At 68.5% G+C, this 22075-nt stretch carries 21 protein-coding genes; all 21 read right to left on the bottom strand.

The features are described from left to right. The 21 genes from rplX to CYJ76_RS12760 all read right to left on the bottom strand — a co-directional run bounded on the left by rplX (position 1) and on the right by CYJ76_RS12760 (position 21639). Positions 1-360 carry a 50S ribosomal protein L24 gene (gene rplX, locus CYJ76_RS03265; RefSeq protein WP_015780008.1) on the bottom strand — a complete coding sequence of 120 codons (360 nt, stop codon included), beginning with the start codon at positions 358-360 and terminating at the stop codon, positions 1-3. A 3-nt stretch (positions 361-363) separates the two neighbouring features. Further along, on the bottom strand, positions 364-732 hold the full coding sequence (rplN, locus tag CYJ76_RS03260; RefSeq protein WP_070705868.1) for a 50S ribosomal protein L14: 369 nt from the start codon (positions 730-732) through the stop codon (positions 364-366). 151 nt (positions 733-883) lie between these two features. Then, on the bottom strand, positions 884-1192 hold the full coding sequence (rpsQ, locus tag CYJ76_RS03255; protein ID WP_070705867.1) for a 30S ribosomal protein S17: 309 nt from the start codon (positions 1190-1192) through the stop codon (positions 884-886). After that, positions 1192-1428 (bottom strand): 50S ribosomal protein L29, encoded by a 237-nt coding sequence (gene rpmC, locus CYJ76_RS03250; protein ID WP_070705866.1) that lies wholly within the window; start codon positions 1426-1428, stop codon positions 1192-1194. Before rpmC ends, rpsQ begins: the two co-directional genes overlap by 1 nt. Continuing rightward, positions 1428-1847: a 50S ribosomal protein L16 gene (gene rplP / locus CYJ76_RS03245; protein ID WP_101849232.1), complete on the bottom strand. Its 420-nt coding sequence runs from the start codon at positions 1845-1847 to the stop codon at positions 1428-1430. The genes rpmC and rplP overlap by 1 nt, the downstream gene beginning before the upstream one ends. After that, complete coding sequence (gene rpsC, locus CYJ76_RS03240; RefSeq protein ID WP_070705864.1) at positions 1847-2638, bottom strand: 30S ribosomal protein S3; 792 nt, start codon at positions 2636-2638, stop codon at positions 1847-1849. The genes rplP and rpsC overlap by 1 nt, the downstream gene beginning before the upstream one ends. After that, positions 2638-3015 (bottom strand): 50S ribosomal protein L22, encoded by a 378-nt coding sequence (gene rplV / locus CYJ76_RS03235; RefSeq protein WP_070705863.1) that lies wholly within the window; start codon positions 3013-3015, stop codon positions 2638-2640. Before rplV ends, rpsC begins: the two co-directional genes overlap by 1 nt. Positions 3016-3083: 68 nt before the next feature. After that, positions 3084-3362: a 30S ribosomal protein S19 gene (gene rpsS, locus CYJ76_RS03230; RefSeq protein ID WP_070705862.1), complete on the bottom strand. Its 279-nt coding sequence runs from the start codon at positions 3360-3362 to the stop codon at positions 3084-3086. A gap of 14 nt (positions 3363-3376) precedes the next feature. Further along, the gene (gene rplB / locus CYJ76_RS03225; protein WP_070705861.1) at positions 3377-4213 is read right to left on the bottom strand and encodes a 50S ribosomal protein L2; all 837 of its coding nucleotides are present in this window, start codon (positions 4211-4213) and stop codon (positions 3377-3379) included. A 49-nt stretch (positions 4214-4262) separates the two neighbouring features. Further along, on the bottom strand, positions 4263-4574 hold the full coding sequence (gene rplW, locus CYJ76_RS03220) for a 50S ribosomal protein L23 (RefSeq protein ID WP_070705881.1): 312 nt from the start codon (positions 4572-4574) through the stop codon (positions 4263-4265). 8 nt (positions 4575-4582) lie between these two features. Further along, the gene (gene rplD, locus CYJ76_RS03215) at positions 4583-5254 is read right to left on the bottom strand and encodes a 50S ribosomal protein L4 (RefSeq protein WP_070705860.1); all 672 of its coding nucleotides are present in this window, start codon (positions 5252-5254) and stop codon (positions 4583-4585) included. A 1-nt stretch (position 5255) separates the two neighbouring features. Next, positions 5256-5915: a 50S ribosomal protein L3 gene (gene rplC / locus CYJ76_RS03210; protein WP_083323708.1), complete on the bottom strand. Its 660-nt coding sequence runs from the start codon at positions 5913-5915 to the stop codon at positions 5256-5258. A gap of 8 nt (positions 5916-5923) precedes the next feature. Further along, complete coding sequence (gene rpsJ / locus CYJ76_RS03205; protein ID WP_006946210.1) at positions 5924-6232, bottom strand: 30S ribosomal protein S10; 309 nt, start codon at positions 6230-6232, stop codon at positions 5924-5926. A 376-nt stretch (positions 6233-6608) separates the two neighbouring features. Further along, positions 6609-7292: a DUF554 family protein gene (locus tag CYJ76_RS03200; protein ID WP_101849231.1), complete on the bottom strand. Its 684-nt coding sequence runs from the start codon at positions 7290-7292 to the stop codon at positions 6609-6611. A gap of 128 nt (positions 7293-7420) precedes the next feature. Then, complete coding sequence (gene tuf, locus CYJ76_RS03195) at positions 7421-8614, bottom strand: elongation factor Tu (protein WP_070705859.1); 1194 nt, start codon at positions 8612-8614, stop codon at positions 7421-7423. A 129-nt stretch (positions 8615-8743) separates the two neighbouring features. Continuing rightward, positions 8744-10858, bottom strand: coding sequence for an elongation factor G (gene fusA / locus CYJ76_RS03190; protein ID WP_070705858.1), 2115 nt, complete (start codon positions 10856-10858; stop codon positions 8744-8746). 110 nt (positions 10859-10968) lie between these two features. Continuing rightward, positions 10969-11439, bottom strand: a complete 471-nt coding sequence (rpsG, locus tag CYJ76_RS03185) for a 30S ribosomal protein S7 (protein ID WP_070705857.1) — start codon at positions 11437-11439, stop codon at positions 10969-10971. Continuing rightward, positions 11439-11813, bottom strand: coding sequence for a 30S ribosomal protein S12 (gene rpsL / locus CYJ76_RS03180; RefSeq protein ID WP_070705856.1), 375 nt, complete (start codon positions 11811-11813; stop codon positions 11439-11441). Before rpsL ends, rpsG begins: the two co-directional genes overlap by 1 nt. Before the next feature lie 384 nt (positions 11814-12197). Then, positions 12198-16091, bottom strand: a complete 3894-nt coding sequence (locus CYJ76_RS03175) for a DNA-directed RNA polymerase subunit beta' (protein ID WP_101849230.1) — start codon at positions 16089-16091, stop codon at positions 12198-12200. A 50-nt stretch (positions 16092-16141) separates the two neighbouring features. Beyond that, the gene (gene rpoB / locus CYJ76_RS03170) at positions 16142-19627 is read right to left on the bottom strand and encodes a DNA-directed RNA polymerase subunit beta (protein ID WP_101849229.1); all 3486 of its coding nucleotides are present in this window, start codon (positions 19625-19627) and stop codon (positions 16142-16144) included. Positions 19628-20019: 392 nt separating this feature from the next. Beyond that, complete coding sequence (locus CYJ76_RS12760) at positions 20020-21639, bottom strand: ATP-binding cassette domain-containing protein (RefSeq protein ID WP_238138131.1); 1620 nt, start codon at positions 21637-21639, stop codon at positions 20020-20022. Positions 21640-22075 lie beyond the last annotated feature (436 nt).

Raw genomic sequence — 22075 nt, 5'->3', positions numbered from 1 at the left:
TCATGCCAGGTCCTTGCCCGAGCGCACGGACACGCGGGTCCGGGTGGCCTTGGTGCGGCCGTTGCGCTCGACGTTCTCGACACGCGTGCGGACGCGGGTCGGGGTGTTGGTCTCCGGGTCCACCAGCGCCACGTTGGACACGTGGATGGGGGCCTCGACGGTCTGGATGCCGCCGGCGCCGCCGCCCACACCGGCCTTGGTGTGCTTGGTGACGCGGTTGATGCCCTCCACGAGCACGCGGTTGCGCTCGGGGTAGACCTCGATCACGCGACCGGTCTTGCCGCGGTCACCGCCGTTCTCCTGCTTGCGGCCGGTCACCACCTGGACCAGGTCGTTCTTCTTGATCTTCATCTTCGCCAAGGCTCAGATCACCTCCGGGGCCAGCGACACGATGCGCATGAACTGGTTGTCACGCAGCTCGCGTCCGACCGGACCGAAGATGCGGGTGCCGCGGGGCTCCCCGTCGGCCTTGAGGATGACGGCAGCGTTCTCGTCGAAGGAGATGTAGCTGCCGTCGGGACGACGGCGCTCCTTCGTCGTGCGGACGATGACCGCCTTGACGACATCACCCTTCTTCACGTTGCCGCCGGGAATGGCGTCCTTCACCGACGCGACGATCGTGTCGCCGATGCCGGCGTAGCGACGGCCCGAACCGCCGAGAACACGGATGCAAAGGAGCTCCTTCGCACCGGTGTTGTCGGCGACGCGCAGTCGCGACTCCTGCTGGATCACTGCAAACTCCTGTCGTCGAGCAGGTTCTCACCCCGCCGTACGGGGGTGAGCCTTGCCGAACCGGATGGGCTGAAGGTGGGGCTGGGACCCGAGGTCCCACCGGCCTGGGGCCGGGCGGGACCTCGGGATCGGTCCCCACCATCGATGGGTCTTACTTGGCCTTCTCCACGACCTCGACCAGGCGCCAGCGCTTGGTCGCGGAGGTCGGGCGGGTCTCGGCGATGCGGACGAGATCGCCGACGCCGGCGGTGTTGTTCTCGTCGTGCGCCTTGACCTTCTTGGTCTTGCGGATGACCTTGCCGTACAGCGCGTGCTTCACGTGCTCCTCGAGGGCGACGGTGATGGTCTTCTCCATCTTGTCGCTCACGACGTAGCCGCGACGCTCCTTGCGGAACTGACGGCCACCGGGAGCCAGCAGCTTGCCGGACTCGGACACCTCGGGGGTGGTCTGCTCGGACATCAGGCCTCCTGGGCGGCGCGGCCGATGTTGAGCTCGCGCTCGCGCATCTCGGTGTAGATACGGGCGATGTCCTTGCGCACCGCGCGGAGGCGGCTGCTGTTGGACAGCTGACCCGTGGCGGACTGGAAACGCAGGTTGAACAGCTCCTGCTTCGCCTCGGCCAGGGCGTCACGCAGGGCCTGGTCGTCCAGGCCGCGCAGGTCGGTCATCGTCTTGTCGTCGGAGCCGAGCGCCATCAGGCGTCACCACCCTCACGTGCCACGATGCGGCACTTCATCGGAAGCTTGTGCATGGCCAGGCGGAGCGCCTCGCGAGCGACCTCGTCGGTCACACCCGAGAGCTCGAACATGATGCGGCCCGGCTTGACGTTGGCGACCCAGAACTCGACCGAACCCTTACCGGAACCCATGCGGACCTCGGCAGGCTTCTTGGTCAGCGGACGGTCGGGGTAGATGTTGATCCACACCTTTCCGCCTCGCTTGATGTAACGGGTCATCGCGATACGCGCGGACTCGATCTGGCGGTTGGTGACGTAGGCCGGCGTCAGGCACTGGATGCCGTACTCACCGAAGGCCAGCTGGGTGCCGCCCTTGGACGCGCCACCACGCTTGGGGTGGTGCTGCTTGCGGTGCTTCACACGACGCGGGATCAGCATCAGTTCTCGCCTCCCTCGGGCGCCTTGGTCTCAGCGGCCGGCGCGGACTGCGGGGCGTCGCGACGCGGGCCACGACCGCGGCCACGACCCGGACGGTCGCCACGGCCACGGCGCTGCTGCGGGGCGTTGGCCTGCTCGCGAGCGAGCTCCTTGTCGGTCATGTCGCCCTGGTAGATCCAGACCTTCACGCCGATGCGGCCGAACGTGGTGCGGGCCTCGTAGAAGCCGTAGTCGATGTTCGCGCGGAGGGTGTGCAGCGGCACGCGGCCCTCGCGGTAGAACTCGGTGCGGGACATCTCGGCGCCACCCAGGCGGCCGGAGCACTGGACACGGATGCCCTTGGCGCCGGCGCGCTGCGCGGACTGGATGCCCTTCTTCATGGCGCGACGGGTCGACACACGAGCAGAGAGCTGCTCGGCGATGCCCTGGGCCACGAGCTGGGCCACGGCCTCGGGGTTCTTCACCTCGAGGATGTTGAGCTGCACCTGCTTGCCGGTCAGCTTCTCCAGCTGGCCGCGCAGGCGGTCCGCCTCGGCGCCACGGCGACCGATGACGATGCCCGGGCGAGCGGTGTGGATGTCCACACGCACGCGGTCACGGGTGCGCTCGATCTCGACCTTGGCGATGCCCGCGCGCTCCATGCCGGTGGACAGCAGCCGACGGATGGCCACGTCCTCCTTCACGAAGTCTGCGTAGCGCTGGCCCTCGGCGGTCGAGTCGGCGAACCAACGGGTCTTGTGGTCGGTGGTGATGCCCAGACGGAAGCCGTGCGGGTTGATCTTCTGACCCATCAGCGGGTCCCTCCCTTGGCGTTCTCGTCGGTCTTCTGCGACACGAGCACGGTGATGTGGCTCGTGCGCTTCAGGATCTTGCTCGCCCGCCCCTGCGCACGGGGGCGGAAACGCTTCATGCTCGGACCCTCGTCGACGAAGGCCTCGCTGACGTACAGCGAGTTCTCGTCGAAGGCGGTCGCGTCGCGGTCGGCCATGAAACGGGCGTTCGCAATAGCGCTCTGCAGCACCTTCATCACCGGCTCGCTCGCACCCTGGGGGGCGAACTGCAGCACGGCCAGGGCCTCAGAGGCCTGCTTGCCACGGATCAGGTCCACGACGCGGCGAGCCTTCATGGGCGTCACGCGGACGTACCGCGCCTGCGCCTTGGCTTCCATGTCAGTCCCTCTTCAGTCGTTCTGGTGGTAAGTGGTGTGATCGCCGGTGGCGGTCACGGTGCTGTGGATCAGCGACGGGCCTTGCGGTCGTCCTTGACGTGACCACGGAAGGTCTTCGTCGGGGCGAACTCGCCGAGCTTGTGGCCGACCATCGACTCGGTCACGAAGACCGGGACGTGCTTGCGACCGTCGTGCACGGCCAGGGTGTGACCGAGCATGTCCGGGGTGATCATCGACCGGCGGGACCAGGTCTTGATCACGTTCTTGGTGCCGGCTTCGTTCTGGGCGTCCACCTTCTTGGCAAGGTGGTCGTCGACGAAGGGGCCCTTCTTGAGGCTACGAGGCATCTCAGGTGCTCCTATCAGCGCTTCTTGCCGGTGCGGCGACGGCGGACGATCATCTTGTCGCTGGCCTTGCCCTTCTGGCGGGTGCGGCCCTCCGGCTTGCCCCAGGGGCTGACCGGGTGGCGACCACCAGAGGTGCGTCCCTCACCACCACCGTGCGGGTGGTCGACCGGGTTCATGACCACACCACGGACGGTCGGGCGCTTGCCCTTCCAGCGCATGCGGCCGGCCTTGCCCCAGTTGATGTTGGACTGCTCGGCGTTGCCGACCTCACCGATGGAGGCGCGACAGCGGGCGTCGACATTGCGGATCTCGCCGGACGGCATGCGCAGCTGCGCGTAGGGGCCGTCCTTGGCGACGAGCTGCACGCGGGTACCCGCCGAACGCGCGATCTTGGCGCCGCCGCCGGGGCGGAGCTCGATCGCGTGGACGACGGTACCGACGGGGATGTTGCGCAGCGGCAGGTTGTTACCCGGCTTGATGTCGGCCGTCGGGCCGGACTCCACCAGGGCGCCCTGCGCCAGGTTCTTCGGCGCGATGATGTAGCGCTTCTCACCGTCGGCGTAGTGCAGCAGCGCGATGCGCGCGGTGCGGTTGGGGTCGTACTCGATGTGGGCGACCTTCGCCGGCACGCCGTCCTTGTCCGCACGACGGAAGTCGATCAGACGGTAGGCGCGCTTGTGGCCACCACCGATGTGGCGGGTGGTGATACGACCGGAGGCGTTGCGGCCACCGGACTTGGTCAGCGGGCGCACCAGGGACTTCTCCGGGGTGCTGCGCGTGACCTCGACGAAGTCCGCGGCGCTCGAGCCGCGGCGGCCCGGGGTCGTGGGCTTGTGCTTGCGGATTGCCATGTTGGGGTCCTAGCTCCGTACTCGTGTCTCGTGTCGACTTCTCAGCGGCTCAGTTGCCCGCGCCGAAGATGTCGATCGAGCCTTCCTTGAGCGTGACGATGGCGCGCTTGGTGTCCTTGCGACGGCCGATGCCGAAGCGAGTACGACGGGCCTTGCCCGGGCGGTTCATCGTGTGGACCGAGTCGACCTTGACGTCGAAGACCTTCTCGACGGCCAGCTTGATCTCGGTCTTGTTGGCACGCGGGTCGACCAGGAAGGTGTACTTGCCCTCGTCCAGCAGGGCATAGGACTTCTCGGAGACGACCGGCGCGAGGAGGACGTCGCGCGGGTCCTTGGCGACCTGGGTGCTCGACTGGTTCATCGGGGTGCTCACTGGGCAACCTCCTGCGTCGCAGCGTTCGTGTCGGCGGTGGCCTTCTGGCCACCGGCGATGAAGGCGTCCAGCGCACCAGCGGTGAAGAACACGTCGTCGGCGCACATGACGTCGTAGGTGTTCAGCTGGTCGGCGAAGAGCACGTGCACGTTCTGCAGGTTGCGCAGGCTGAGCAGGCCCAGCTCGTCGCCGCGCTGCAGCACGACCAGCAGGTTGCGACGGTCGGTGAGACCGCGCAGCAGGCCGTTGACCGCCTTGCTGGAGGGCTTGTCACCCTCGAGCACGGCGCTCAGCACGTGGATGCGGCCGTGACGCGCACGGTCGGACAGCGCACCGCGCAGGGCGGCGGCCTTCATCTTCTTGGGGGTCCGCTGGGCGTAGTCGCGCGGCTGCGGGCCGTGCACGACGCCACCACCGGCGAACTGCGGGGCGCGGGTCGAACCCTGGCGGGCGCGGCCGGTGCCCTTCTGGCGGTAGGGCTTGCGGCCACCACCGCGCACGTCGGCGCGGGTCTTGGTGGCGTGCGTGCCCTGGCGCGCAGCGGCCAGCTGGGCCACCACGACCTGGTGGATCAGCGGCACGTTGGCGTCCACGTCGAAGATCTCGGCGGGCAGCTCGACGGAACCGTCGGCCTTGCCAGCGGGGCTGATGATGTCGATCGTCGGCATGTCAGGCTCCCTTCGCGGCGGAGCGGACGAGGACCAGACCGCCACGGGCGCCGGGGACGGCACCCTTGATCAGCAGCAGACCCTTGTCGGCGTCCACGGCGTGGATGGTGAGGTTCTGGGTGGTCTGACGCTCGCCGCCCATGCGACCCGCCATGCGGGTGCCGCGGAAGACGCGACCGGGGGTGGCGCAGCCACCGATGGAACCGGGCTTGCGGTGGTTGCGGTGGGCACCGTGGGAGGCGCTCACGCCGGCGAAGCCGTGGCGCTTCATGACGCCCGCGAAGCCCTTGCCCTTGGTGGTGCCGGTGACGTCCACGACGGCGCCGGCCTCGAAGGTCTCCACGGTGAGCTCCTGGCCCAGCTCGTAGGAGGCCGCGTCAGCGGTGCGCAGCTCGGTCACGTGACGACGCGGGGTGACCCCGGCCTTCTCGAAGTGACCACGCAGGGGCTTGCTGACCTTGCGGGGGTCGATGTCGCCGGTGGCGATCTGCACGGCCCCGTAGCCGTCGGTGTCCTGGGTGCGGACCTGCGTCACCACGTTCGGGGCGATCTGCACGACGGTCACCGGAACGAGGCGGTTCTCCGCGTCCCAGACCTGGGTCATGCCGAGCTTGGTGCCCAGAACGCCGGCGACGGTGCGCTGCATGGTGTTCTCAGTCATGGTGGCGCTCACAGCTTGATCTCGATGTTCACGTCAGCCGGCAGGTCGAGACGCATCAGGGAGTCCACGGCCTTGGGGGTCGGGTCCACGATGTCGATCAGACGCTTGTGCGTCCGCATCTCGAAGTGCTCTCGGCTGTCCTTGTACTTGTGCGGGGACCGGATGACGCAGAAGACATTCTTCTCCGTCGGCAGGGGCACAGGGCCCACAACGGTCGCGCCCGCACGGGTCACGGTGTCCACGATCTTCCGCGCCGAGGAGTCGATGACCTCGTGGTCATACGACTTCAGCCGGATGCGGATCTTCTGTCCCGCCATCGGTTCGTTGACTCTCTCTCGTCGTACCGCTAATGGTCTTGGCGGTCATTCCCCGACCCACGCACTCGGGTGTGTCGCCCTTGCGGGCCGCACCACGGCTGCGTCAGCCGTTCCTGGGAGGGGGACCGGAGTTCCGTTCCCCGCATGACCGGGTTCGTGCTCCGGACGGGCAGTGACCTCCACACCGGGTGTGGAAGTGGAGCACGACTCCGCGGTCGGACCTGCCTCGTCCAGAAAGGCGATGTCCTGCGTCCGCGTCGGCGTCCCGCGGTTCCGGAGACCCGGCCTGGGGGACACTCGGTGGGGACACGCAGTGCCATCGCCCAACAAGCAACTTCCCAAGTGTGGCACACAGTGCCCCGGCAGCCAAATCGGCTCAGTCGGCCGCCAGCAGCCAGGCCCCCACCGGGGTCAGCACGAGGGCCGGCAGCAGCTCACCGACCGGCAGGCTCCGGATGCGCAGGAGGCCCAGCGCGATGCCCACGAGGAGCAGTCCGCCCACCGCCGTCATCGCGTCCACGGCGTAGACGGGGACCACTTCCCCGAGGGTCGCCCCCAGCAGGGTCAGCAGGCCCTGCACCACCAGCACCGAGACCGCCGAGAGCAGCACCCCCACCCCGAACGCCGACGCGAGGGCGAGGGCGGCAAAGAGGTCGAGCGCCGACGTCAGGGCCAGCTGGTCGATGCCGTTGCCCAAGCCGTCGTTCAGCGGCCCCGGGCCTCCCCCGTGCCCACGCGCCTGCCGGGCCTGCATCCCCCCGGCCAGCACCTCGAGCCGCGCCTCGAGGCGCAACAGGGAGCCCGATACGCCCCCGAGGAGCAGGGCCCCCAGCACCAGCAGGATCGGCACCCCCTCCCCCACGGCTGCCTCCAGCGCGCTCGACCCGACGGCGACCGCGGAGAGTCCCGCCATGAGCAGCGTCACCAGACCGAGCGCGTCGGTGACCAGGTCGTGCACGCGTTGCGGCAGCCGCGCCCCGAAGGCCATGCCGCAGGTCGCCCCCACGAGCACGGCCACGACGTTGATGAGGGTGCCCGCGCCCGGGAAGAGTCCATCCACGCGCAGAGGACACGTCCCCGTCGACGACTGCCCCGGCACGCACGAGACCCCCTGGTCCCGGTGGGGATCAGGGGGTCTCGGTGACGTGGCGGGCCACGTCGGCGATCAGTGCCCGAGTGGGCGCTGGATCAGTCCAGGATCTTGGTGACCTGGCCGGCGCCGACGGTGCGACCACCCTCACGGATGGCGAACTTCAGGCCCTCCTCCATGGCGACGGGCTGGATCAGCTCGACGCTCATCTCGGTGTTGTCACCAGGCATGACCATCTCGGTGCCCTCCGGCAGGTTCACCACACCGGTCACGTCGGTGGTGCGGAAGTAGAACTGCGGACGGTAGTTGTCGTAGAACGGGGTGTGACGGCCGCCCTCGTCCTTGGACAGGATGTAGACCGAGCCCTCGAACTTCTTGTGCGGGGTGATGGAGCCCGGCTTGCAGATGACCTGGCCGCGCTCGATGTCCTCGCGCTTGGTACCACGGAGCAGCAGACCGACGTTCTCACCGGCGCGGCCCTCGTCGAGCAGCTTGCGGAACATCTCGATGCCGGTGACGGTGGTCGTCTGCTTGTCGTCGCGGATACCGACGATCTCGACCTCGTCGTTCACGGCAAGCACACCGCGCTCGATGCGGCCGGTGGCCACGGTGCCGCGACCGGTGATGGTGAAGACGTCCTCCACCGGCATCAGGAACGGCTTGTCGATGTCGCGCTCCGGGTCCGGGATGGCCTCGTCGACGGCGGACATGAGCTCCATGAGCTTGTCGCCCCACTCCTGGTCGCCCTCGAGCGCCTTGAGAGCGGACACCTGGACCACCGGCACGTCGTCGCCCGGGAAGTCGTAGGAGGACAGCAGCTCGCGGACCTCCATCTCGACGAGCTCCATGATCTCCTCGTCGTCCACCATGTCGGCCTTGTTCAGGGCCACCACGATGTAGGGCACGCCGACCTGGCGGGCCAGGAGCACGTGCTCCTTGGTCTGCGGCATCGGACCGTCGGTCGCCGCGACCACGAGGATGGCGCCGTCCATCTGGGCAGCACCGGTGATCATGTTCTTCACGTAGTCAGCGTGACCGGGGCAGTCGACGTGGGCGTAGTGACGCGCCTCCGTCTGGTACTCGATGTGCGCGATCGAGATGGTGATACCGCGCTGCTTCTCCTCGGGCGCCTTGTCGATGGTGTCGAACGGCGACGCCTCGTTCAGCTCCGGGAAACGGTCGTGCAGAACCTTGGAGATGGCAGCCGTCAGCGTGGTCTTGCCGTGGTCGATGTGACCGATGGTGCCGATGTTGACGTGCGGCTTGCTCCGCTCGAACTTTGCCTTCGCCACTGGGGTCCTCCTGTTGGACTGTGGTGTTGTCACGCTGGGGTCACCGCGGGATTGCGGTGGTCAGTGCGTGAGTATTGCTGATTTTAGGGAACTGTTGCGAATCAGGCTGGAAGAGTCTACCCGCGAGGGTCACTCACCACGAACCTTCTTCACGATCTCCTCGGCGACGTTCTTGGGAACCTCACCGTAGGAGTCGAACTGCATCGAGTAGTTGGCGCGACCCTGGGTCTTGGACCGCAGGTCACCCACGTACCCGAACATCTCCGACAGCGGCACGGTGCCGCGGACGACCTTGGAGCCCGAGACGTCCTCCATGGACTGGATGGTGCCTCGACGCGAGTTGATGTCGCCGATGACGTCGCCCATGTACTCCTCGGGCGTACGCACTTCGACGGCCATCATCGGCTCGAGCAGGACCGGGTCGGCCTTGCGGACGGCCTCCTTGAGCGCCATCGAACCGGCGATCTTGAACGCCATCTCGCTGGAGTCGACGTCGTGGTAGGCGCCGTCCAGCAGCGTGGCCTTGATGCCCACCAGCGGGTAGCCGGCGAGCACACCCAGCTGCATGGCCTCCTGGATGCCCTGGTCCACGGACGGGATGTACTCCTTGGGCACGCGACCACCGGTGACGGCGTTCTCGAACTCGTAGAGCGCGGCCTCGCCGTCCTCGTCGGTGCCGGTCAGCGGCTCGAAGGACAGCTGCACCTTGGCGAACTGACCCGAACCACCGGTCTGCTTCTTGTGGGTGTAGTCGAGCTTCTCCACCGGGCGGCGGATGGTCTCGCGGTAGGCCACCTGCGGGGCGCCGACGTTGGCCTCGACCTTGAACTCGCGCTTCATGCGGTCCACGAGGATGTCCAGGTGGAGCTCGCCCATGCCGCCGATGACGGTCTGGCCGGTCTCCTCGTCCAGGTTGACCGTGAAGGTGGGGTCCTCCTCGGCCAGCTTCTGGATGGCGGTGGACAGCTTCTCCTGGTCGCCCTTGGTCTTCGGCTCGATGGCCACGTGGATCACCGGCGCCGGGAAGGTCATGGACTCCAGCACGACCGGGGACTCCGGCGCGCACAGGGTGTCACCGGTGGTGGTGTCCTTGAGGCCGATCACGGCGTAGATGTGACCAGCGGTCACCTTCTCCACCGGGTTCTCCTTGTTGGCGTGCATCTGGAACAGCTTGCCCAGACGCTCCTTCTTGCCCTTGGTGGCGTTCAGGACGGCAGCACCGGAGGCGATCTCACCGGAGTACACGCGGATGTAGGTCAGCGTGCCGAAGAAGGGGTGCGTGGCGATCTTGAAGGCCAGGGCCGCGAAGGGCTCGTCGGCCGACGGCGCGCGGGAGACGGTGGTCTCCTCGTCGTTCGGCAGGTGGCCATCGATCGGGGGCAGGTCCACAGGGGACGGCAGGTAGGCCACGATCGCGTCGAGCAGGGGCTGCACACCCTTGTTCTTGAACGCGGTACCGCAGAACACCGGGTTCACCTCGCCCGCGAGGGTCAGGGTGCGCACGCCGGCGTGGATCTCGTCCTCGGTCAGCTCCTCGCCACCCAGGTACTTCTCCATGAGCTCCTCGGAGCTCTCGGCGACGGTCTCGATGAGCTGGGTGCGGTACTCCTCGGCCTTGTCCTGCAGGTCGGCCGGGATCTCCTCGATCTCGTAGGCCTCGCCCAGCGGGGTCTCCTTGGACCAGGTGAAGGCCTTCATGGTGACCAGGTCGACCATGCCGATGAAGTCGGACTCGGCACCGATGGGCAGCTGCATGACCAGCGGGGTCGCGCCGAGGCGGTCCACCATAGTCTGCACGGAGTAGTAGAAGTCCGCGCCCATCTTGTCCATCTTGTTGATGAAGCACATGCGCGGGACGCCGTACTTGTCGGCCTGGCGCCACACGGTCTCGGACTGCGGCTCCACACCCTCCTTGCCGTCGAAGACGGCGACGGCGCCGTCCAGGACGCGGAGGTTGCGCTCGACCTCGACCGTGAAGTCGACGTGGCCGGGCGTGTCGATCAGGTTGATCTGGGTGCCCTTCCAGAAGGAGGTCACGGCGGCGGAGGTGATGGTGATACCACGCTCCTTCTCCTGCTCCATCCAGTCGGTCGTCGACGCACCGTCGTGGGTCTCACCCATCTTGTGGTTCACACCCGTGTAGAACAGGATGCGCTCGGTGGTCGTGGTCTTGCCGGCATCGATGTGCGCCATGATGCCGATGTTGCGGACCTGCTTGAGGTCCGTGAGGACGTCCTGTGCCACGGTCTCTCTTCTCGCTCGAGGGTGTGCTCTTCAGGGTGTGCTGCGGGTACCTGCCGGAACGGCAGACGGTCACCGATGGTGGCATGGGGCCACCACCGGTGACCAGTACATCACCAGCGGTAGTGGGCGAACGCCTTGTTGGCCTCGGCCATCTTGTGGGTGTCCTCGCGGCGCTTCACCGCGGCACCCAGGCCGTTGGAGGCGTCGAGGATCTCGTTCATGAGGCGCTCGGTCATGGTCTTCTCACGACGCTGGCGGGCGTAGCCCACGAGCCAGCGCAGGGAGAGGGTGGTCGCGCGGGCCGGCTTGACCTCGATCGGCACCTGGTAGGTCGCGCCACCGACACGGCGGGACTTGACCTCGAGGGCCGGACGGATGTTGTCCAGCGCACGCTTGAGGGTCTGGACGGGGTCGGTGCCGGTCTTCTCCTGGACGCCCTCGAGGGCGCCGTAGACGATGGACTCGGCGACGGACTTCTTGCCGTCCAGCAGGATCTTGTTCACCAGCTGGGTCACCAGCTGCGACCCGTGCACCGGGTCGACGGCCAGGGGGCGCTTGGGAGCGGGGCCCTTACGAGGCATTACTTCTTCTCCTTCTTGGCGCCGTAGTGGGAACGAGCCTGGTTGCGGTCCTTGACGCCCTGGGCGTCGAGGGCACCGCGGATGATCTTGTAGCGGACACCGGGGAGGTCCTTCACGCCGCCGCCACGCACGAGCACGATGGAGTGCTCCTGCAGGTTGTGGCCGACGCCGGGGATGTACGCGGTGACCTCGATGCCGCTGGTCAGGCGCACACGCGCGACCTTGCGGAGGGCCGAGTTCGGCTTCTTGGGGGTGGTGGTGTACACGCGGGTGCACACGCCACGACGCTGGGGCGAGCCCTTGAGGGCCGGGGCGTCAAACTTCTTGACCTTGTCCCGGCGGCCCTTGCGGACCAGCTGGTTGATGGTAGGCACTGATGAAACTCCGTGTTTCGTCGTTGTCGCCGCGGTGGCGGCTCCTGGATGAGTCGCGTGGCCCGTCCCGGGACCCGGCGGGGTGGGAACCCCCGCGGAGCCGGCGGCCGATGGCCACACGCTCCCCCACCTGCACTTCCGATCCACACCCGTGGCCGACTGCCGGCATCGATGGGATGTCGAGCACCGCCGGCGGCCTCGTGGAGGTCGACTGCCCGGTGGAGGGCGGCGCGGGCGAGCCCACGCCAATCGGCAACTTTATGGCAGATGCGGCGTGGCTCCAAATCCAGAAGGGGCGGACGGGGTACGGAACGCAGCGAGGGCCCCTCCCGGCGGGAGGGGCCCTCGCAGGACCGCACCGGTCACGGGGACCGGGTCAGCAGGTCACCAGCGGTACTCGCCGGTGTCCACCTCGTCGAGGGGCACGGCCTGGCCGGTGCCCTCGCCGAACTGGGCGAAGTCGAAGCCCTCGAAGTCGGTCATGGCGTACGCGGCCGCCTTGGCCTCCTCGGTGGGCTCCACCGTCACGTTGCGGTAGCGCTGCAGCCCGGTACCGGCCGGGATGAGCTTTCCGAGGATGACGTTCTCCTTGAGGCCCAGCAGCGGGTCGCCCTTGCCGTGCATCGCGGCCTCGGTGAGGACGCGGGTCGTCTCCTGGAAGGAGGCGGCCGACAGCCAGGACTCCGTGGCCAGCGAGGCCTTGGTGATGCCCATCAGCTCGGGACGACCGGAGGCGGGCTTGCTGCCCTCGGCCACCACACGGCGGTTCTCGGTCTCGAAACGGGAACGCTCCACCAGGTCACCGGCCAGGAGGGAGGTGTCCCCCTCCTCGATGATCGTGATGCGGCGCAGCATCTGCCGCACGATGACCTCGATGTGCTTCTGGTGGATGGACACACCCTGCTGGCGGTACACGCCCTGCACCTCGTCCACGAGGTGCTGCTGCACCGCGCGCGGGCCGAGGATGCGCAGGACCTGCTTGGGGTCGACGGCGCCGACCACGAGCTGCTCACCGGCCGGGACCGACTGGCCCTCCTCGACGAGCAGGCGCGTGCGCTTGCCGACCAGGTAGGCGTGCTCCTCCGTGCCGTCGTCCGGCACCAGGATGATGCGGCGCTGCTTGTCCGCGTCCTCGATGCGGATGCGGCCGGCGGCCTCGGCGATCGGGGCCACACCCTTGGGGGTGCGGGCCTCGAACAGCTCGACCACACGCGGCAGACCCTGCGTGATGTCGTCACCGGCCACACCACCGGTGTGGAAGGTACGCATCGTCAGCTGGGTACCGGGCTCACCGATCGACTGCGCGGCGACGATGCCGACGGCCTCGCCGATGTCGACCAGCTGGCCGGTGGCCAGCGAGCGGCCGTAGCACTTGGCGCAGGTGCCGACCGAGGACTCGCAGGTGAGCACGGAGCGCACCTTGACGGTCTCGACACCGGCGGCCACGAGCTCCTCGATGAGCACGTCACCCAGGTCGTCACCCGCGGTGGCGACCGTGGTGCCGTCCACGACGACGTCCTCGGCCACGGTGCGGGCGTAGGCGCTGGACTCGACCTCGTCGTCCACGACCACGGTGCCGTCGGCGCCGTGCTGGCCGATGGTGACCTTCACGCCACGACCGGTGCCGCAGTCGGACTCGCGGACGATGACGTCCTGCGACACGTCCACCAGACGACGGGTCAGGTAACCCGAGTCGGCGGTACGCAGGGCGGTGTCGGCCAGACCCTTGCGGGCACCGTGCGTCGAGATGAAGAACTCCAGCACCGTCAGGCCCTCGCGGAACGAGGCCTTGATCGGGCGCGGGATGATCTCGCCCTTCGGGTTGGCCATGAGGCCACGCATGCCGGCGATCTGGCGCAGCTGGAACCAGTTACCACGGGCACCGGAGGTGACCATGCGGTAGATCGGGTTGTCGGCCGGGAAGTTGGCCTCCATCGCCTTGGCGACCTCGTTGGTGGCCTGCGTCCAGATCTCGATGAGCTCCTGACGGCGCTCGTCGTCGGTGATCAGACCGCGCTCGTACTGCACCTGGACCTTGGCGGCCTTGCTCTCGTAGGCCTCGAGCAGCTCGGACTTGTTGTCCGGCACCACCACGTCGGAGATGGCCACCGTGGTGCCCGAGCGGGACGCCCAGTAGAAGCCGTTCTCCTTCAGCGCGTCCAGCGAGGCGGCGACGTCGACCTTGTCGTAGCGCTCGGCCAGGGCGTTGATGATGTTGGACAGGACCTTCTTGTCCACCGGGTTGTTGACGAACGGGAAGTTCTCCGGCAGGGACTCGTTGAAGATCGCCCGACCCAGCGTGGTCTGCAGCGTGAGCACCGGGGCGTAGCCCTTCTCGTCGAGCTCCACCTCGCCCTCGAAGTCGGCCGGCGGCACGACGCGCGGCAGGCGCATGACGACGGGGGTGCCCAGCTTGATCTCACCGCGGTCGAAGGCCAGGCGGGCCTCGGCCTGGCTGGTGAAGTGGCGCATCTCCTCCACCGGCGTGTCCTCGGTGCCGAGCACCTGGGAGGTCAGGTGGTACAGGCCGATGATCATGTCCTGGGTGGGCATGGTCACCGGGCGACCGTCCGCCGGCTTGAGGATGTTGTTGCTCGAGAGCATCAGGATGCGCGCCTCGGCCTGGGCCTCGGCGGACAGCGGCACGTGCACGGCCATCTGGTCACCGTCGAAGTCGGCGTTGAAGGCGGTGCAGACCAGCGGGTGGATCTGGATGGCCTTGCCCTCGACGAGCTGCGGCTCGAAGGCCTGGATGCCCAGACGGTGCAGCGTGGGTGCACGGTTCAGCAGCACCGGGTGCTCGGTGATGACCTCCTCGAGCACGTCCCACACCATCGGGTTGTGGCGCTCGACCATGCGCTTGGCCGACTTGATGTTCTGCGCGTGGTCGAGGTCGACCAGGCGCTTCATCACGAACGGCTTGAAGAGCTCCAGGGCCATCTGCTTGGGCAGACCGCACTGGTGCAGCTTGAGGGTCGGGCCGACCACGATGACCGAACGGCCCGAGTAGTCGACGCGCTTGCCGAGCAGGTTCTGGCGGAAGCGACCCTGCTTGCCCTTGAGCATGTCGGAGAGCGACTTCAGCGGGCGGTTGCCCGGACCGGTGACCGGACGACCGCGACGACCGTTGTCGAACAGGGAGTCCACGGACTCCTGCAGCATGCGCTTCTCGTTGTTGATGATGATCTCGGGGGCACCGAGGTCGAGAAGGCGCTTGAGGCGGTTGTTGCGGTTGATGACGCGGCGGTACAGGTCGTTGAGGTCGGAGGTCGCGAAGCGGCCACCGTCCAGCTGCACCATCGGACGCAGGTCCGGCGGGATCACCGGGACGGCATCCAGGACCATGCCCTGCGGCTCGTTGTCGGTGGTCAGGAAGGCCGTGACCACCTTGAGGCGCTTGAGGGCACGGGTCTTCTTCTGGCCCTTGCCGGTGGCGATGATCTCGCGGAGCTTCTCGGCCTCGGCCTCGAGGTCGAAGTCCTGCAGCAGCTTCTGCAGGGCCGCGGCACCCATGCCGCCCTCGAAGTACATGCCGAAGCGGTCGCGCATCTCGCGGAACAGCATCTCGTCGCCCTCGAGGTCCTGGACCTTGAGGTTCTTGAAGCGGTCCCACACCTGCTCCACGCGCTCGACCTGCTGGTCGGCACGCTTGCGGATCTGGTTCATCTCGCGCTCGGCGGAGTCGCGGACCTTGCGCTTGGCGTCGGACTTGGCGCCCTCGGCCTCGAGCGCGGCGATGTCCTGCTCCAGCTTCTTGGCGCGGGCCTCCACGTCGGCGTCGCGACGGTTCTCGGTGGCCTTGATCTCGGACTGGATCTCGGCCTCGAGGGACGGCAGGTCGTTGTGGCGACCCTCCTCGTCCACCGAGGTGATGACGTACGCGGCGAAGTAGATGACCTTCTCGAGGTCCTTCGGCGCCAGGTCCAGCAGGTAGCCCAGACGGCTGGGCACGCCCTTGAAGTACCAGATGTGCGTCACCGGGGCGGCCAGCTCGATGTGGCCCATGCGCTCACGGCGCACGGCCGAGCGGGTCACCTCGACGCCGCAGCGCTCACAGATGATGCCCTTGAAGCGCACGCGCTTGTACTTGCCGCAGTAGCACTCCCAGTCGCGGGTCGGACCGAAGATCTTCTCGCAGAAGAGTCCGTCCTTCTCGGGCTTCAGGGTGCGGTAGTTGATGGTCTCCGGCTTCTTGACCTCGCCGTGGCTCCACTGGCGGATGTCGTCGGCCGTGGCCTGGCCGATGCGAAGCTCGTCGAAGAAGTTGACGTCGAGCACAGGTGTCCTTCTCTCGTGTTCCGGGGGCTAGAGGGTTCGCTCGGGTCTTCTCAGACCTCTTCGACCGAGCTCGGCTCACGCCGGCTCAGGTCGATGCCGAGCTCCTCCGCCGCGCGGAAGACCTCCTGGTCCTGCTCTCGCAGGTCGATGTTCTGGCCGTCGGTCGAGAGGACCTCGACGTTCAGGCACAGGGACTGCATCTCCTTGATGAGCACCTTGAAGGACTCGGGGATGCCGGGCTCGGGGACGTTGTCGCCCTTGACGATGGACTCGTACACCTTGACGCGGCCGGTGACATCGTCGGACTTGATCGTCAGCAGCTCCTGCAGTGCGTAAGCGGCGCCGTAGGCCTCGAGGGCCCACACCTCCATCTCACCGAAGCGCTGACCACCGAACTGCGCCTTACCACCCAGCGGCTGCTGCGTGATCATCGAGTACGGGCCGGTGGAGCGGGCGTGGATCTTCTCGTCCACCAGGTGGTGGAGCTTGAGGATGTACATGTAGCCCACGGACACCGGGTCCGGGTACGGCTCACCGGTGCGGCCGTCGAACAGCTGCGCCTTGCCCGAACCGTCGATGAGGCGCTGGCCGTCGCGCGAGGGCAGCGTCGAGTCGAGCAGACCCGTGATCTCCTCCTCGCGGGCACCGTCGAACACCGGGGTGGCCACGCGGGTCCACGGACCGGCCTCCTGGTGCTCCTCGGCAAGGTTCTCGGCCCACTCCGGGGTGCCCTCGATCTTCCAGCCGTTGGCCGCGGCCCAGCCGAGGTGCAGCTCGAGCACCTGGCCGACGTTCATGCGGCTGGGCACACCCAGCGGGTTGAGCACGACGTCCACCGGGGTGCCGTCGGGCAGGAAGGGCATGTCCTCGACCGGCAGGATCTTGGAGATGACGCCCTTGTTGCCGTGACGGCCGGCGAGCTTGTCACCGTCAGTGATCTTGCGCTTGTTCGCCACGTGGACGCGCACCATCTGGTTCACGCCCGGGGGCAGCTCGTCGCCCTCCTCGCGGTCGAACACCTTGACGCCGATGACCGTGCCGGTCTCACCGTGGGGCACCTTCATGGAGGTGTCGCGCACCTCGCGGGCCTTCTCGCCGAAGATGGCGCGCAGCAGGCGCTCCTCCGGGGTCAGCTCGGTCTCACCCTTGGGGGTCACCTTGCCGACCAGCAGGTCGCCGTCGCGGACCTCGGCACCGATGCGGATGATGCCGCGCTCGTCCAGGTCGGCCAGCACGTCGTCGGAGACGTTCGGGATGTCCCGGGTGATCTCCTCCGGGCCCAGCTTGGTGTCGCGGGCGTCGATCTCGTGCTCCTCGATGTGGATCGAGGAGAGGGTGTCGTCCTGCACGAGGCGCTGCGACAGGATGATCGCGTCCTCGTAGTTGTAGCCCTCCCACGGCATGAAGGCCACGAGCAGGTTCTTGCCCAGGGCCATCTCGCCATTGTCGGTCGACGGACCGTCGGCGATGAGGTCGCCCTTCTCCACACGGTCGCCCGCCGAGACCACGACCCGCTGGTTGTAGCAGGTGCCCTGGTTGGAGCGGTTGAACTTGTCGATGGCGTAGTTCAGGTAGGTGCCGTCGTCGTTCGTGACCTGCACCAGGTCGGCCGAGACGGACTGCACCACACCGGCCTTGTCGGCGCGGACCACGTCACCGGTGTCCAGCGCGGCTCGGTGCTCGATGCCGGTGCCCACCAGCGGGGCCTCGGCCTGCACCAGCGGCACGCCCTGGCGCTGCATGTTGGCACCCATGAGCGCGCGGTTGGCGTCGTCGTGCTCGAGGAAGGGGATCATCGCGGTGGCCGCGGACACCATCTGGCGCGGGGAGACGTCCATGTAGTGGACCTCGTCGCGCGGCACGAACTCGACCTCGCCGCCCTTCGAGCGCACGAGCACGCGCTCCCCGGCGAACTGGCCATCCTCGGTGAGGGGCGCGTTCGCCTGGGCGATCACGTAGTCGTCCTCCTCGTCCGCGGTCAGGTACTCCACGTCATCGGTGACGTAGCCCTCCTTGACCTTGCGGTAGGGGGTCTCGACGAAGCCGAAGGGGTTGATGCGGCCGTAGGACGCCAGCGCACCGATCAGACCGATGTTCGGGCCTTCCGGCGTCTCGATGGGGCACATGCGGCCGTAGTGCGACGGGTGGACGTCGCGGACCTCCATGCCGGCGCGGTCACGGGACAGACCACCGGGGCCCAGCGCGGACAGGCGACGCTTGTGCGTCAGACCGGCCAGCGGGTTGTTCTGGTCCATGAACTGCGAGAGCTGGCTGGTGCCGAAGAACTCGCGGATCGCGGCGACCACCGGGCGGATGTTGATGAGCGTCTGCGGCGTGATGGCCTCGACGTCCTGGGTGGTCATGCGCTCACGGACGACGCGCTCCATGCGCGACAGGCCGGTGCGGACCTGGTTCTGGATCAGCTCGCCGACCGTGCGCAGGCGGCGGTTGCCGAAGTGGTCGATGTCATCGGTCTCGACGCGCAGGTCGACCGCCTCGCCGTGGCGCACGCCCTCCATCGTGGTCTCGCCGGCGTGCAGCGCGACGATGTACTTGATGGTGCGGACGATGTCGTCCACGCCCAGGGTGGAGTCGGTGAGCTCGGCGTCGATGCCCAGCTTCTTGTTGATCTTGTAGCGGCCGACCTTGGCCAGGTCGTAGCGCTTGCCGTTGAAGTAGAGGTTGTCCAGGAGGTTCTGGGCGGCCTCGACCGTCGGGGGCTCCCCCGGACGCAGCTTGCGGTAGATGTCCAGCAGGGCCTCGTCCTGGTTGGCCGTGTGGTCCTTCTCCAGCGTCGCGCGGATGGACTCGTACTGGCCGAACTCCTCGAGGATCTGCGCCTCGGTCCACCCCAGCGCCTTGAGCAGCACGGTCACGGACTGCTTGCGCTTGCGGTCGACACGGACACCGACCATGTCCTTCTTGTCGACCTCGAACTCCAGCCACGCACCACGGCTGGGGATGATCTTGGCGGAGTAGATCTCCTTGTCGGTCGCGCGGTCGAAGGAGCGCTCGAAGTAGACGCCCGGCGAACGCACGATCTGGGAGACGACGACACGCTCGGTGCCGTTGATGATGAAGGTGCCGCGCTTGGTCATGAGCGGGAAGTCGCCCATGAACACGGTCTGCGACTTGATCTCACCGGTCTCGCCGTTCATGAACTCGGCGGTGACGAACAGGGGCGCCGAGTAGGTCATGTCCCGCTCGATGCACTCGTCCTCGGTGTACTTGATCTCCTCGAAGCGGTGCTCGGAGAAGCTCAGCGACATGGTCTCCGAGAAGTCCTCGATGGGGGAGATCTCCTCGAAGATGTCCTCCAAGCCCGAGGTCAGGGAGATGTCGGTGCGGCCGGCGGCCTTCGCCTCGGCCACCCGCTCCTGCCATGCCTCGTTGCCGAGGAGCCAGTCGAAGCTCTCGGTCTGGAGCGCCAGGAGGTCCGGCACCTCCAGGGGCTCGTGGATGCGGGAGAACGACAGACGCCCGGAAGCGGTGCGTGCGGTCGAGACGTTCTGGTCAGCAGTGCGCGAGGCAGCCAAGGAGTGTCCTTCCTCAAGGCCGTGCATGTTCGGTGCGGTCACGCCACCGCGGGAACTCCTCCCCCGCACCGGTCGGCCTGCGCCCCCGCCGGGCGGTCACGGATCCCCACACGCGAGGCGGAGGTGTCGGCGGACGTCTGGCGCGCGGGCGTCGGGGGTGGGGTTGGAGACAAAGGGGCAGCGCAACGAGTCACAGTACACCCCTGTCAAGGGCCCGTCAAACGCCGACGACGTGCCGCCGCCTTCCCCCGGCGTCGGTCCGCGTCGTGGGACCGCCCCCGCCCCGACGAGCGGTTGAACTGTGCCCCACACCACCGGCCCCGGTCAATCCCGACACGCACCCGGGGCCTGGGTCCGGACCGCCCTGCCCGGCCCGGCCCGGACCCAGGTGCTCACCCCGCGAGGTGCCCCCACTGGCGCTCGAGCTCGCTCCACGGGCCGGTGGCCACCACGCGCCCGCCGCGGAGCACCGCCACCCGGTCCGCCCGCTGGAGGGCCGACCGCTTGGACGTGGCACCCACCACCGTGGTGCCCCCCGCGCGCAGGGCCTCCCAGAGCTCCACCTCGGTGCGGGCGTCCAGCGCCGACGAGACGTCGTCGGCCAGCACCAGCTGCGCGTCCGCCGCCAGTGCACGGGCCAGCGCCAGGCGCTGCACCTGGCCGCCGGAGAGGCGCACCCCGCGGTGGCCCACGAGGGCCTCGGAGCCGCCGGCCGCGGTGAGATCCGGGCCAAGGCGGGCCACGTCCACGGCCGCCTCGACCGCACGCTCGTGGTCGAGCCGGAGGTTCTCGGCGAAGCTGCCCGAGAGGACCCGCGGGACCTGCGCGACCCACGCCACCTGACCGGGGCGCAGGAAGGTCTCGGGGTCGTCGACGGCCCGGTCGTTCCAGCGCAGCGTGCCGCGGGTGTGCTCCAGGCCGGCCAGGCCCCGCAGGAGGCTGGACTTGCCGGAACCCACCGGTCCCACGAGGAGCACGAGCTCGCCGGCGTGCACCGTGAGGTCCACGCCCTCCACACCGACCGTGCCGTCGTCGTGGACGACGTCCAGCCCCTGGAGCGTCAGCGCCCGCAGCGGCTCCACCTCCACGGGTGCGGGACCGGGTGCCCGTCCGGACACGAGGTCCACGCCCTCGGGGAGGGACACCAGGTCGCGGCCACCGGCCATGCCGTGGGTGGCCTGCTGCCACGAGCGCACACCGGGGGCCTCGGTGATCACCGCACCGGCCACCTGCCCGAACCAGACGAACCCGAGCACGGTGCTGGCCACGAGCAGGGTGGTGGAGAGGTCCCAGTACCCCTGCTGGTGGGCCCACCAGGCGCCCACGGCGGCCAGCTGGAGCAGGATCGGCGGCAGGCCCTTGAGGCCTGCGGCCACGCGGTGCTCCAGGACCGCGGCCTCCACGCGGCGCCGGTCGAGTGACAGCAGGTGGCGGCGCACCTGGGGCATCCGCCCGGAGAGCTTCACCGTGCGCGCGGACTCCAGGGCGGAGCCGACCGCACGCCCGAACTCGGCCCGCAGGGCGGAGGCCGCCGTGGCCGACCGGCCGGCCAGGGGCCGCCCGAGGGCGGAGACCAGGGCCGATCCAGCGAGCACGGCCAGCAGCACCAGGCCGCTCGTGGCGTGCCCGGAGACGAGGGCGGTGAACAGCGCGATGAGCAGACCGTTGACGAGGTCCACCCACCGGTCGGTGTAGCGAATGTACCGCTCGCCGTCCATGGCCCGGGCCACCACCTCGCCGGGCGGCAGCTTCTCCGTGCGTCGTTGCTCGGTCTGCCCCACGAGCACGGCCATGCGGATGCGCAGCATGAGCTCCACCCACCACCGGGGGTAGCGCAGGATCGCCGCCCCCAGCAGCAGCGGGGCCGAGACCAGCAACACCACGATCGCCGTCACCCACCCCCACGGGGAGCCCCCGGAGGCGAGCACCTCGACGAGCCGACCCCAGGCCCAGGCCGTCCCCGCTCCGACGGCGCCGCTGAGCGAGAGCGCGAGGAACAGCGGGATGGACACCAGGCCCCAGGCCGGCCGCGCCGTGATGGCGCGCCAGACCGCACGGGCCAGCGACGGTGCGCGGCCGGCGTCGCGGGTGGGGGGGCGGCGTGGTGAGGCGACGGGCCGTACCCACCGCGTGCTGGGTGGCCTCGTCCTCGGTGGGGTCGGGCTCCTCCTGCGCGGCGTGGTCCCCGGCGGTGGCCGCGCGCAGGAGGTCGCGGAAGGCGCCGTCGTCGGCGGACAGCTGCGCGTGGGTGCCGTGCTGGAGCACGCGACCGTCCTGGAGCACGGCCACGAGGTCGGCCCGCTCGATCGTCCCGAGCCGGTGGGCCACGAGCACGCCGGTGCGCCCCGAGAGCAGGCGCTCGGAGGCGCGCACCACGCGTTGCTCGGTGACCGGGTCCATCCGGGCGGTGGCCTCGTCGAGCACCACCACCTGCACGTCACGGGCCAG

The sequence above is a fragment of the Kytococcus schroeteri genome (genome assembly GCF_002847825.1).
In the GTDB taxonomy this organism is placed as follows: domain Bacteria; phylum Actinomycetota; class Actinomycetes; order Actinomycetales; family Dermatophilaceae; genus Kytococcus; species Kytococcus schroeteri.
This window is presented reverse-complemented; position numbering and strand designations above follow the sequence as displayed.

What these genes read in the sequence shown, in the direction of transcription:
- rplC (WP_083323708.1), bottom strand. Translation starts at nt 5,915, where the DNA reads ATGACTGAGAACACCATGCAGCGCACCGTCGCCGGCGTTCTGGGCACC.
- rplP (WP_101849232.1), bottom strand. Translation starts at nt 1,847, where the DNA reads ATGCTGATCCCGCGTCGTGTGAAGCACCGCAAGCAGCACCACCCCAAG.
- rplD (WP_070705860.1), bottom strand. Translation starts at nt 5,254, where the DNA reads ATGCCGACGATCGACATCATCAGCCCCGCTGGCAAGGCCGACGGTTCC.
- rplB (WP_070705861.1), bottom strand. Translation starts at nt 4,213, where the DNA reads ATGGCAATCCGCAAGCACAAGCCCACGACCCCGGGCCGCCGCGGCTCG.
- rplV (WP_070705863.1), bottom strand. Translation starts at nt 3,015, where the DNA reads ATGGAAGCCAAGGCGCAGGCGCGGTACGTCCGCGTGACGCCCATGAAG.
- rpmC (WP_070705866.1), bottom strand. Translation starts at nt 1,428, where the DNA reads ATGGCGCTCGGCTCCGACGACAAGACGATGACCGACCTGCGCGGCCTG.
- rpsS (WP_070705862.1), bottom strand. Translation starts at nt 3,362, where the DNA reads ATGCCTCGTAGCCTCAAGAAGGGCCCCTTCGTCGACGACCACCTTGCC.
- rpsQ (WP_070705867.1), bottom strand. Translation starts at nt 1,192, where the DNA reads ATGTCCGAGCAGACCACCCCCGAGGTGTCCGAGTCCGGCAAGCTGCTG.
- rpsC (WP_070705864.1), bottom strand. Translation starts at nt 2,638, where the DNA reads ATGGGTCAGAAGATCAACCCGCACGGCTTCCGTCTGGGCATCACCACC.
- rplW (WP_070705881.1), bottom strand. Translation starts at nt 4,574, where the DNA reads ATGAACCAGTCGAGCACCCAGGTCGCCAAGGACCCGCGCGACGTCCTC.
- rpsG (WP_070705857.1), bottom strand. Translation starts at nt 11,439, where the DNA reads ATGCCTCGTAAGGGCCCCGCTCCCAAGCGCCCCCTGGCCGTCGACCCG.
- rpsJ (WP_006946210.1), bottom strand. Translation starts at nt 6,232, where the DNA reads ATGGCGGGACAGAAGATCCGCATCCGGCTGAAGTCGTATGACCACGAG.